This is a genomic window from Streptomyces sp. NPDC002680 (genome assembly GCF_042889145.1).
GTDB lineage: Bacteria > Actinomycetota > Actinomycetes > Streptomycetales > Streptomycetaceae > Streptomyces > Streptomyces adonidis.
In genome coordinates this window covers 310,083-321,498 of the sequence record NZ_JBIAQP010000005.1, presented here as the reverse complement: position 1 = coordinate 321,498, position 11,416 = coordinate 310,083, and the positions used below count along the sequence as shown (strand labels likewise).

Sequence of the window (11,416 nt, the reverse complement as noted above, 5' to 3'; positions counted from 1 at the left end):
AGCGAACCTAGGGGCGCGGGGAACTGCGCGACAAGCCACAGCGCACCCGCACCCGCCGATGAACCCTACGAATCGAGCCCGATCGCGAACGCTGCCTCCAGGTCGTGCTGGGAGTAGGTCCGGAACGCCACGTGGGTGTCCGTCGCCTCCACGCCCGGGATCTTGCTGATGCTGCCCGGGATGATCTCCGCCAGGTCCTCGTGGGCCTTGACTCGGACCATCGCGATCAAGTCGTACGTGCCGGTGACGGAGAAGACCTCGCTCACGCTTTCCAGCGCGGCGATCCTCTCCGCGATCTCGGGGATCCGGTCCACGCTGGTCTTGATGAGCACGATCGCGGTGATCACGGCTGGTTCTCTCCCTCGGGCGCCTTCACTGGGGCCCTCACTTTAGTCGCACCGCCGTATCGCACCCACGCGTACGCGAAGCCCAGGCCGAAGCCCACGACGTGCGCCAAGTACGCCACCCCGGGGCCCGACGACGCCCTCCCCGCCGCCACCCACTGGAGGGTCGCCCAGAAGGGGAGGGTCAGCCAGGCCGGGAAGCGCAGGGGGAGGAAGAAGAGGAACGGGAAGAGGCTTGTGACGCGGGCGCCTGGGAACAGGTACAGGAACGCGCCCAGGATCGCCGAGATCGCACCGGACGCCCCCACCAGCGTCTGCTGCGAGCCGGCGTTGGCGGCGGCGTAGCCGAGCAGGGCGAGGTAGCCGCAGCCCAGGTAGAAGAGGGCGAACTCCAGGTGGCCGAGGCGTTCCTCGGTCATCGCGCCGAAGACGTAGAGGAAGAGCATGTTGCCCAGCAGGTGGACCCAGCTGCCGTGCACGAAGAGCGCCGTCGCCGGGGTGAGCGTGGCGCGCGGGGCGCCCGCGAAGAGGTCGGCGGGGACCACGCCCCAGCGGCGGAAGTAGGCGCGCTGGGCGGCGAGCAGGGCGTCCCCGGTGCCGTAGCCGGGGTTGAGGCCCGAGGCGGGGCCGATGACGAACAGAAGGCAGCACACGGCGATCAGGCCGTACGTCACCGGCGCCGACTGGACGCGAATCGACCTGTGGATCGACCTGTGGACCGGTCCGGGGGCCGCCGTACGCCACTTTTCGAACTTGCCGATCATGGCTACAGAGCATGACGTAACGGGACCGAACAGTGCAGACCGCCTCGCCGCTGTGGACGGACGGGCGGTGGGTACCCACCAGGCCTTAGGGTTACGAGCCACACGCTCCAGGGAATCTGGCGCAGCACGGACACTAGAAGGAAAGCGAACATATCCACGATGACGGTTCCTCTGCCGACCGAGACGACCCGGTGGCGCTGTGCCCTGTGCGGCAACCTCACGCGTTTCGACGTGACCCGCTCCTCCAAGGTGGTGGAGTACGTGCACCTGGACCTCGCCGGGGCGCCGAACGTGGAGGAGCGCGAGGTGGTCAGTGAGACCATCGAGTCGGTGCGCTGCCGCTGGTGCAACGCCGTGGATCAGGTGGAACTCGTGGACAGGCCGGGCGCCGGCTCCTGACAGGGAGCGGGCCCCGCACAGGAATGGGCTGGGGTGACGGATGGTGGAGACCACAGGCGGGGGGCCGGGCGACGGCGCCGCCGAGGTGCTCGACCGCCCGCTGCCCGACGGCGTGCGCAGGCGCGTCGTACAGATCGTGTCCGATGGTTTCGGCGGGCTGACCGTGGCCGAACTGCCCGCCCAGTTGCGGCAGTACGCGCGGTTCGCACCCAATCGGCGGGCCAAGTTCGCCGGCAATGCCATGGCTGCCGCCTTGGAGACCGACACGTTGTTCCGGCAGCGCATCGGGGAGAAGCTGCGGGAGGCGCAGGCCGAGCTGGCGGGCGCTCTCGACGCGGGGTCGCCGCCGCCGGCCGCCGATCCACTGGACGTGGCCGCCGCGGCCTATGTGCTGCGGCCCACGGGCTGGGTGAAGCTCGTCGCCGCGGCCGGTGAGGAGGCGCAGCGGGCCGACGCCGAGCGCGCCGACGAGGAGAGCCGGGCCGAGCTGGAGCGGCTGCGCGAGGAACTGGGCGCCGCCCGCGACCTCACCCGTACCGAGACCGAGCGGCTGCGCACGGAGCTGGAGTCGGCCAAGAAGGAAGCCGAATCGCTTCACCGCAAGCTGCGCGCCGCCCTCAGTGACGTCAAGCGTGGCGAGGCCGCCTTGCGCAAGGTGCACGCCGAGATCGACGCCGTACGGACCGAGGAGCACGCCCAGGTCTCCGCGGCCGAGAGCGAGGCCCGGCGGCTCAAGGGGCGGCTCGTGGAGGTCGAGGCGGCCCTTGAGGCCAGCAGACGCGCCGCCCGGGAGGGGCGGAGCGTCGAGGACATGCGCGTACGGCTGCTGCTCGACACCGTACTCGACGCGGCCCAGGGGCTGCGGCGGGAACTGGCGCTGCCGCCGGTGTCGGTGCGGCCGGCCGAGACCGTGGACGCGGTCGAACCGGGACGAATGACCCCGAAAGACATCGCCGCGCGGGCCCTGTCCGAAAATGACCCCGCCATTCTCGACCAGCTTCTCGCGCTGCCGCAGGCCCATCTGGTCGTCGACGGGTACAACGTCACCAAGACCGGCTATCCCCAGATGCCCCTGGAGAAGCAGCGGTTGAGGCTGCTCGGGCAGCTCTCGCAGCTCGCCGCGCAGACCGGCGCCGAGGTCACCTGTGTCTTCGACGGGGCCGAACTGGCCGCTCCGGTGCTGCTGGCGCCGCCGCGCGGGGTGCGGGTGCTGTTCTCCAAGGCCGGTGTCACCGCCGACGAGTTGATCCGTCAGCTGGTGCGCGCGGAGCCGCCGGGCCGGCCGGTCATCGTCGTCTCGACGGACCGCGAGGTGGCCGACGGGATCGCCAAGGCGGGGGCGCGGCCGGTGGCTTCGGTGGTGCTGCTGAAGCGGTTCTCGCGCGGCTGACGGCGGTCCGTAACGTACGCGCTGAATGCCCGAATTGGCGGAACTGTCACGCAACGTAGTGTCAAACGGGCGTTACCTGATGTGAGTTGTGTGTAAAGAATGCACGTGTGACAAACATTTTTCATGCGAGGATTTGAAGTGATCACAGGGAGGTCACTAGGGTCAGGCCTCGAACCTCCGCTCGGGTGATCACTCAATGGGAGTGACGGCGGGAGAAGAAGGAGTTCGCCTCCGTGGCGTCCCATCGTCGACCGAAGCAGCCGAGCCGCACCCGTGTGACCGTGCTCACCACCGCCGCAGCCGCCGCCGTGGCCCTCAGCGCCAACGCCGCGAACGCCGCGCCGAGCGAGAAGCCGAGCAAGGACGAGGTCAAGGCCAAGGTCGACAAGCTCTACGAGCAGACCGAGCAGGCGAGCGAGAAGCTCAACGGTGCTCAGGAGAAGCAGGACAAGCTGGAGAAGGAGATCTCCACTCTCCAGGACAACGTCGCCCGCGGCCAGGAAGAGCTCAACGAGCTGCGTGACAGCCTCGGACTCGCCGCCGCCGCCCAGTACCGCACGGGCAGCATCGACCCCTCCGTGCAGCTCTTCCTCTCCGCCGACCCCGACGACTACCTCGACAAGGCGTCCACGATGGACCAGTTGAGCAGTCAGCAGGTCGAGACGCTCAAGAAGGTCACGGAGAAGCAGCGCGCGCTCGCCCAGCAGCGCTCCGAGGCCACCGAGAAGCTCGCGGACCTCGCGGACACCCGCGCCGAGCTGGCCAAGAAGAAGAAGGAAGTCCAGAGCAAGCTCTCCGAGGCGCGCAAGATCCTCAACTCGATGACGGCCGCGGAGAAGGCGGCCCTCGCCGCCGCCGACGCCCGCGCCACCCGGGCCAGCGAGCGCTCCGCCCTGAGCAGTGCGGCGGCCGTCACCGGCCGCGCCGGCTCCGCGTACGCCGCCGCGCAGAGCAAGATCGGCTCGCCGTACGTCTACGGCGCCTCGGGCCCCGACTCCTTCGACTGCTCGGGCTTCACGTCGTGGGCGTTCGCCCAGGCCGGCATCACCATCCCCCGCACCTCGCAGGCGCAGGCCAGCGCGGGGACGCGCATCTACTCGCAGAGCGATCTCCAGGTCGGTGACCTGGTCATCTTCTACAGCGACCAGCACCACGTCGGCTTCTACGCCGGCAACGGCCAGGTCCTGCACGCGCCGCGCAGCGGCACGGTCGTGCGGTACGAGTCGATCGACAACATGCCCTTCCAGTTCGGTGTACGGATCTGATCTGCTCTTCGCCGGATCGGATCGTCGTACTCCTTCCGGGTCTGTTCAAGATCAGGACACGTTGACGCCCGAACGGGCGAATCCCGACACCCTTCGCTGACCCCGCGCCCCGCCGATGACCTGCGTCATAGGCGGGGCGTGACTGTGTGTGGCCGTCGAGGTCTTTGGCCCACGCGTAGTCGCACGGCTACTGTCTGCCGCGCCCCCCAATACCGGGGGCACGTCAGCGTCAGCCAGCGGAAGGAGTGCGGCTTCTCGTGGGGTTCCATCGCCGCCTTGCACCGTCCGGGTTCGACCGGGGCGCCGCCGCCGCGGGCACCGTTCTCACCGTGCTGTCCGCCGCCGCGGCCGCCTTCGGCGCCGCCGTGCCGTCGGCCGTCGCCGCGCCGGGTGGCAACACCCGGGCCGAGGTGGACCGGCTCTACGCGGAGGCCGAGAAGGCCACCGAGTCCTACAACCGGGCCGACGAGCGCTCCGACGCGCTGCGCGAGCAGGTGACCCGGGCGCAGGACCGGATCGCCCGGCAGCAGGAGAGCATCAACACCATGCGGGAGGCGCTCGGTTCGCTCGCGGGCGCCCAGTACCGGGCCGGGGGCATGGACCCCTCGCTCGCCCTGCTGTTCTCCGACGACCCGGACGAGTACCTGGAGAAGGCCGCCGCGCTCGACCGGATCAGCGTCCACCAGGCCGGTGAGCTGCGGGAACTCCAGTCGGCCATGCGGGAACTCGCCCAGGAGCGCTCGGAGGCCACCGGCAAGCTCACCGAACTCGACAAGAGCCGCAAGGCGGTCGCGACGCACAAGCGGACCGTCGAACGGAAGCTGGCCAAGGCGCGGGCGCTGCTCAACTCCCTGCCGTCCGCCGACCGCGCCGCCTACGACCGGGCCTCCCGTTCCGACCGCGCCGACCTGCCCGACCCCGGGAACGCCGCCGCACCGAACGCCCGTGCGGCAACGGCCGTCGCCGCGGCCCGCGCGGCCCTGGGCAGCCCGTACATCTGGGGCTCCAGCGGGCCCTCCGGCTTCGACTGCTCGGGCCTGATGCAGTGGTCGTACGCGCAGGCAGGGGTCTCCCTGCCGCGCACCTCGCAGGCCCAGCGGTACGCCGGCCAGCAGGTCCCGCTCTCCCAGGCCCAGCCCGGCGACCTGGTCACCTACCGGTCCGATGCCAGCCACGTCGGGATGTACGTGGGCAACGGCCAGGTGATCCACGCCCCCTATCCGGGCGCGCCGGTGCGGTACGACCCGGTGGGCATGATGCCGGTGTCGTCGGTCACCAGGGTCTGACCGTCCGCTTTCTCCACAGTCGGCCCGTACGATCGTCGGCGTGGCTGGTCGAAGGCGGGCGTGGGATGCGTGGCGGGTCCGGGGTGTGGCGCTCTGGCTGGTCCTGGGCTCGCTCGTCGCTCTCGTAGCGTGCGGCGGCGGTTCGTCGGGCACCGACACCGCCTCCGCCGACGTACGACGGCTGCTGGACCGGCGGGCCGCCGCCGTCCTGGCCGGTGACGGACCGGCGTACGCGCGGACCGGTGCGCCGGGGGAGTTCACCCGGCTGCGCGCGCTCCCGCTGGCGGCCTGGTCGTACCGGCTGACCGCCCTGCACCGCACCGACGGCGAGGCGGCGACCGCCGACGTGGAGCTGAGCTACCGCGTCGAGGGCATCGACAAGGCACCAGTGAAGGTCGGCCGGACACTGCGCCTCACCGAGCGGGACGGCGGGCAGTGGTACGTCGACGCCGACGAGCCCGCCCGGAAGACCGGCCAGCAGCTGTGGGACCAGGGGACCGTGCAGGCCGTGCACGGCATGCACAGCCTCGTCCTCGGGGTCGGGCAGTCGACGGAGTCCCTGCGCCTGTACGCGGGTCTCGCCGACCGGGCCGTGCCCGCGGTGACGGAGGCGTGGGGCCGGGCGTGGACGAGACGGGTCGTGGTCCTCGTACCGAAGTCGCTGGAGGGGATGGCCGGGCTGCTCGGGTCGCCCGCCTCCTCCTACCGGGGGATCGCGGCGGTCACGACCGGGGAGGTGGGCGGGTCGGCGAAGGCGCCGGCAGACCGGGTCATCGTCAACCCCGAGGCGTACGGGGTGCTCGGGGACTTCGGCAAGCAGGTCGTGCTCACCCACGAGACCACGCACGTGGCGACGCGTACCGCCACCACGGCCGCCACGCCCCTGTGGCTGTCCGAGGGGTACGCGGACTGGGTCGGCTACCGGTCCACGGGCCGTACGGCGGTCCAGGCGGCGCCCGAACTGGCGCGGGCCGTGGCCTCCGGGGAGGTGCCGGAGGCGCTTCCGCGGGACTCGGACTTCGGGTTCGGTGGGGATGCGGGGAAGTTGGCGCAGGCGTACGAGGGGGGTTGGCTGGCGTGTCGGCTGATCGCCGATCGGTGGGGGGAGGTGCGGCTGGGGGAGTTCTACCGGGCGGTGGGGGCGCACGGGACGCGGGCGGGGGCTGTGGAGGGGGCGATGGCGGACGTGCTGGGGACGACGCCGGCGGAGTTCACGGGGTTGTGGCGGGACTATCTGCGGGCTCAGCTGGTGTAGTTCTTCGCCCCCGCCGCCCCTACCCTTCCCATCCCTGGGGGCTGCGCCCCCAGACCCCCGCTACGGCCCTGAACGGGCCTTGTCCTCAAACGCCGGACGGGCTACTGCGTCTTCCCGGGGGATAACCCCCGGACCCCCAGCCGAAAGCGGGTTGGCCGGGGTGGCCGGCGCGCATGCTGCAAGGCGAGCCCAGGCACCCTCCAGCCCGTCCGGCGTTTGAGGACGAGCGCGTTCAGCGCGACTCTCCCACCCACCCGCACGCACCCCCAGTCAGCCTGTCCGGCGTTTGAGGACGAGGCCGTTCAGGCCGAGCGGGGGTCTGGGGGCGGCAGCCCCCAGGATGGGAACGGGTAAGGGCGGCGGGGGCGAAAAGAGGTGTCAGGGCGAGCCCAGAGGTTCTTTCTCGTGGGTCGGGCGGTTCGGGATCGGGGGGAGTGGGGCCCGGCGGGGTGGGACCGTCGTGCGCCAGAGTTCCAGGGACGCCGTCAGGGCCGCGACCGCCAGGAGGCCGTTGCGGGTGAACAGGAGGGTCATGCCGTAGGTGTCGCTGGCGACGACGTGGGCGAAGCCGATGGGGAACTCCAGGACCGTCACCAGGCAGGCGATCACCACCAAGGCGGCCGGCAACACCATCGTGCTCGCGCGGAAGCAGAGGCAGACCGCCGCCAGGCCCACCAGCCACACCATGTACTGGGGGCTGATGACTCGGCTGGTCACCGTGAACAGCAGCACCGCCACGAACGCCGCGTCCGCCAGAGTGTGCGGACGGAAGCGGGTCGCACACAGGCGCCACAGCAGCAGCCAGCCGAAGGCGACCACCGTCAGCAGCAACGCCACCGTGCTCACCGTCCCCACGAACGGGCCCAGGAACTCGATGGAGCCGTAGTTCAGCGCCACCTGCCCCTCCCAGCCGAAGTGCCGGCCCACATGGAAGACAAGGGCGCCCAGCGACTCCACCTCGGTGCCCCGGTCGCCCTGGAAGGTCAGGAAGGCGAAGGCGCCGGGCATCGTCACAGCGAAGAGCGACGCCAGCGCCGCCGCCGTGACCGCCGCCGAGGCCCATGCCCGGCGTCGTACGGCCCCTACGAGCAGCAGCGCGGGCCAGACCTTCAGCAGCGCCCCGAAGGCCGTCAGGGCGCCCATGAGGCGCGGATGCCGGGCACCGGCGAGCAGCGCGGCCACGGCCACGGCGGTCACCATCACGTCGTACCGGGCGTACACGGTCGGGCCGAGGAGCGGTACGCCCACCACCCACACCCAGGCACCGCGCAGCGTCCGGCCGGGGCGCAGACCCGCGTAGAGGAGGAGGGAGAGGACTGTCAGGTCCGCCACGAACGCCAGGACGAAGAACGCCTGGGCGTAGGACAGGAAGGGCAGGGTCGCGGGGGAGAGGATCGCCAGGGCGGCGGCGGGCGGGTACTGCCAGGTGACGTCGGCCAGCGGGAAGGTGCCCTCGCGCAGCACCTCGTACCAGCCGTGGTAGATCACCGAGACATCGCTCGTGACGTCCGGGCCCGGGAAGACGAACACCTTGAACACGAACAGCAGCAGGAGCAGCCGGGTCAGGCCCCAGGTGCCCAGCAGCGCCACGGGCAGCCGCGGCCGGTCTCTGCCAGCGATGTCCACCTGAACCCCTGTTCGTGCCGCCGTGCGGTGTGCGTACGTCAACCGATGCGCGGACATGATCTCCCGCTCGGCTGTGCGAATGCCATCAAACGGGGCCTGGCATCTGTGAGGGTTCTGGGAGGGTGCGGGAGACGGTTCGGTAGGGTCGGCGGCGATGCACAAGACCCTGATCGTGACGAACGACTTCCCGCCCCGGCCGGGCGGTATCCAGGCGTTCCTGCACAACATGGCGCTGCGGCTCGACCCCGCACAGCTCGTCGTCTACGCCTCCACCTGGAAGCGTGGCCATGAGGGCGTCCGGGCCACCGCCGCCTTCGACGCCGAGCAGCCCTTCACCGTCGTACGGGACCGGACGACGATGCTGCTGCCGACACCGGCGGTCACCGCGCGGGCCGTCGGGCTGCTGCGTGAACACGGCTGTACGTCGGTGTGGTTCGGGGCGGCGGCGCCGCTCGGGCTGATGGCGCCGGCCCTGCGGAAGGCGGGCGCCGAGCGGCTGGTGGCGACGACCCACGGTCACGAGGCCGGGTGGGCGCAGCTGCCGGCGGCGCGTCAACTGCTGCGCAGGATCGGCGAGTCGACGGACACGATCACCTACCTGGGCGAGTACACGCGGTCGCGGATCGCTTCCGCGCTGAGTCCGCAGGCCGCTCGGCGGATGGTCCAACTGCCGCCCGGGGTCGACGAGAAGACCTTCCACCCGGAGTCGGGGGGTGGGGCCGTCCGCGCGCGGCTCGGGCTCACCGACCGGCCCGTGATCGTGTGCGTCTCGCGGCTGGTTCCTCGCAAGGGGCAGGACACACTCATCCTGGCCATGCCCCGCATCCTCGCCGCCGAGCCGGAGACGGTGCTGCTGATCGTCGGCGGCGGGCCCTACGCGCGGGAGCTGCGCAAGCTCGCGCACGAGACCGGGGTCGCCGACTCGGTCCGCTTCACCGGGCCGGTGCCCTGGGCCGAGCTGCCCGCCCACTACGGCGCCGGGGACGTCTTCGCGATGCCGTGCCGGACGCGCCGGGGCGGTCTGGACGTCGAGGGGCTCGGGATCGTCTACCTGGAGGCGTCCGCGACGGGGCTGCCGGTGGTCGCCGGTGACTCCGGGGGCGCGCCGGACGCGGTCCTGGACGGCGAGACCGGCTGGGTGGTGCGCGGCCGTTCCGTGGAGGAGACCGCCGACCGGATCACCGTCCTGCTCGGCGACGCCGAACTGCGCGCCCGGATGGGGGAGCGGGGGCGGGCCTGGGTCGAGGAGAAGTGGCGCTGGGACCTGCTGGCCGAGGGGCTGAAGACGCTGCTGTGACGCATGCGTCCGGAGTGCCCAATACGTAGGCACGCATAGGTACGCACCTACTAGGCGGAGGCTGGATTTCCGCCGATGCTGCGGTCATGACAGAAAAGCTGATACACCGTCAGCTGATGCAGCATCAGCTGACGAGACGTCAAATACTGGGCATGGCCGCGTTCCAGACGGCCGCCGCTCTCGGATTCACCCGCGTCGGCCTCCAGTCGGCCCAGGCGGTCGAACCCGCCGCGGTCGAATCCGCCCCCGCGATCGTCATCGGTTCCGGGTACGGGGGCGCTGTCGCCGCCCTCCGCCTCGGCCAGGCCGGTATCCGCACCCTCGTCATCGAGATGGGCCGGCTCTGGAACACGGCGGGCTCCGACGGCAAGATCTTCTGTTCCACCTCCGCCCCCGACAAGCGCTCCATGTGGTTCAAGACCCGTACCGAGGCGCCCCTCGCCAGCTTCCTGTGGCTGGACGTCGTCAACAAGGACATCACCCCCTACCCCGGCGCCCTGGACCGCGTGCACTACAACAACATGTCCGTGTTCCTCGGCCGGGGTGTCGGCGGCGGTTCGCTGGTCAACGGCAGCATGGCCGTCACCCCGCTCCAGTCGTACTTCGCCGAGCAGTTCCCCGGTGTCAACGCCACTGAGATGTACGGCACTTACTTCCCGCGAGCCCGCGCGATGCTCGGCGTCAACACCGTCGACCTCACCTGGTTCGAGTCCACCGAGTGGTACCGCTTCTCCCGGATCTCCCGCGCCCACGCCCAGAACACCGGCCTGAAGACCACCTTCGTACCGAGCGTCTACGACTTCGCCTACATGCAGCGCGAGGCGGCCGGCACCGCCACCAAGTCCGCGCTCGCCGGCGAGGTCATCTACGGCAACAACTACGGCAAGAAGAGCCTCGACAAGACGTATCTCGCCTCCGCGCTCGGCACCGGCAACGTCACCATCACCACCATGGAGCGGGTCAGGGCGATCACCCGGGCCGCCGACGGGACGTACATCCTGACCGCCGACCGGATCGACGACACCGGCGCGGTCGTCGCGACCAAGCAGTACGGGTGCACCTACCTCTTCCTCGGCGGCGGCAGCGTCGGGACCACCGAACTCCTCGTCCGGGCCCGGGAGACGGGCGCGCTGCCCGCGCTCGACGCCAGCGTCGGGACCGGCTGGGGGACCAACGGCAACGTGATGCTCGGGCGGGCCAACCACCTGTGGGACACGGTCGGGGCGAACCAGTCGACGATGCCGGTGATGGGCATCGACGACTGGGCCAACGCCGACAACCCCGTCTTCGCCGAGATCGCCCCGCTGCCGACGGGGTTGGAGCACTGGGTGAGTCTGTACCTGGCGATCACCAAGAATCCGCAGCGGGCCTCGTTCACCTACGACTCGGCGACCGACTCGGCGCGGCTGGGCTGGACCGCCGCCCAGAGCGCGGTGTCCGTCGCCATGGCCAAGAAGCTCTTCGACCGGATCAACGCGGCCAACTCCACCATCTACCGGTACGACCTGTTCGGCTCCAGCAACAAGGTGTTCGCCGACGACTTCACCTACCACCCGCTGGGTGGCTGCGTGTTGGGCAAGGCGACCGACAACTACGGGCGAGTGAAGGGCTATTCGAACCTGTACATCACCGACGGCTCACTGGTCCCCGGCTCGATCGGGGTCAACCCGTTCGTGACGATCACGGCACTCGCGGAACGGACGATGGCGCGGGTGCTGGTGGAAGACACGGCGACATGAGCGCCCCCTTTAGGGGCGCGGGGAACTGCGCGACCAGCCCCCACCGACCCG

The 11,416-nt window shown here is 70.8% G+C and carries 10 protein-coding genes; 7 read left to right on the top strand and 3 right to left on the bottom strand.

Annotation, left to right across the window (positions count from 1 at the left end):
- Positions 1 to 65: 65 nt before the first annotated feature.
- Together ACFYXF_RS16195 and ACFYXF_RS16190 are read right to left on the bottom strand one after the other, a co-directional pair.
- Positions 66 to 347 (bottom strand): Lrp/AsnC family transcriptional regulator, encoded by a 282-nt coding sequence (locus ACFYXF_RS16195; protein WP_389350199.1) that lies wholly within the window; start codon positions 345 to 347, stop codon positions 66 to 68.
- On the bottom strand, positions 344 to 1,108 hold the full coding sequence (locus tag ACFYXF_RS16190) for a rhomboid family intramembrane serine protease (protein ID WP_389350198.1): 765 nt from the start codon (positions 1,106 to 1,108) through the stop codon (positions 344 to 346). The genes ACFYXF_RS16195 and ACFYXF_RS16190 overlap by 4 nt, the downstream gene beginning before the upstream one ends.
- 159 nt (positions 1,109 to 1,267) lie before the next feature.
- Between ACFYXF_RS16190 and ACFYXF_RS16185 the strand changes: the two genes are divergently transcribed.
- The 5 genes from ACFYXF_RS16185 to ACFYXF_RS16165 all read left to right on the top strand — a co-directional run bounded on the left by ACFYXF_RS16185 (position 1,268) and on the right by ACFYXF_RS16165 (position 6,703).
- Positions 1,268 to 1,507 carry a hypothetical protein gene (locus ACFYXF_RS16185; RefSeq protein WP_369037379.1) on the top strand — a complete coding sequence of 80 codons (240 nt, stop codon included), beginning with the start codon at positions 1,268 to 1,270 and terminating at the stop codon, positions 1,505 to 1,507.
- A 40-nt stretch (positions 1,508 to 1,547) separates the two neighbouring features.
- Complete coding sequence (locus ACFYXF_RS16180) at positions 1,548 to 2,897, top strand: NYN domain-containing protein (protein WP_389350197.1); 1,350 nt, start codon at positions 1,548 to 1,550, stop codon at positions 2,895 to 2,897.
- A gap of 233 nt (positions 2,898 to 3,130) precedes the next feature.
- On the top strand, positions 3,131 to 4,162 hold the full coding sequence (locus tag ACFYXF_RS16175) for an NlpC/P60 family protein (protein WP_389350195.1): 1,032 nt from the start codon (positions 3,131 to 3,133) through the stop codon (positions 4,160 to 4,162).
- A 257-nt stretch (positions 4,163 to 4,419) separates the two neighbouring features.
- Positions 4,420 to 5,448, top strand: coding sequence for an NlpC/P60 family protein (locus ACFYXF_RS16170; protein ID WP_389350194.1), 1,029 nt, complete (start codon positions 4,420 to 4,422; stop codon positions 5,446 to 5,448).
- 40 nt (positions 5,449 to 5,488) lie between these two features.
- Entirely contained in the window at positions 5,489 to 6,703 is a 1,215-nt protein-coding gene (locus ACFYXF_RS16165; RefSeq protein ID WP_389350193.1) for a hypothetical protein, read from the top strand.
- A gap of 378 nt (positions 6,704 to 7,081) precedes the next feature.
- Here the strand turns inward: ACFYXF_RS16165 and ACFYXF_RS16160 are convergent, their stop codons facing one another.
- Positions 7,082 to 8,329, bottom strand: coding sequence for a glycosyltransferase 87 family protein (locus tag ACFYXF_RS16160; RefSeq protein WP_389350192.1), 1,248 nt, complete (start codon positions 8,327 to 8,329; stop codon positions 7,082 to 7,084).
- Between the two features lie 154 nt (positions 8,330 to 8,483).
- On the opposite strand from ACFYXF_RS16160, the gene ACFYXF_RS16155 reads away from it, so the two are divergent.
- Together ACFYXF_RS16155 and ACFYXF_RS16150 are read left to right on the top strand one after the other, a co-directional pair.
- A complete protein-coding gene (locus ACFYXF_RS16155; protein ID WP_389350191.1) occupies positions 8,484 to 9,626 on the top strand; it encodes a glycosyltransferase family 4 protein in 1,143 nt (380 codons plus the stop codon).
- Between the two features lie 152 nt (positions 9,627 to 9,778).
- Positions 9,779 to 11,365, top strand: coding sequence for a GMC oxidoreductase (locus ACFYXF_RS16150; RefSeq protein WP_389350190.1), 1,587 nt, complete (start codon positions 9,779 to 9,781; stop codon positions 11,363 to 11,365).
- Positions 11,366 to 11,416 lie beyond the last annotated feature (51 nt).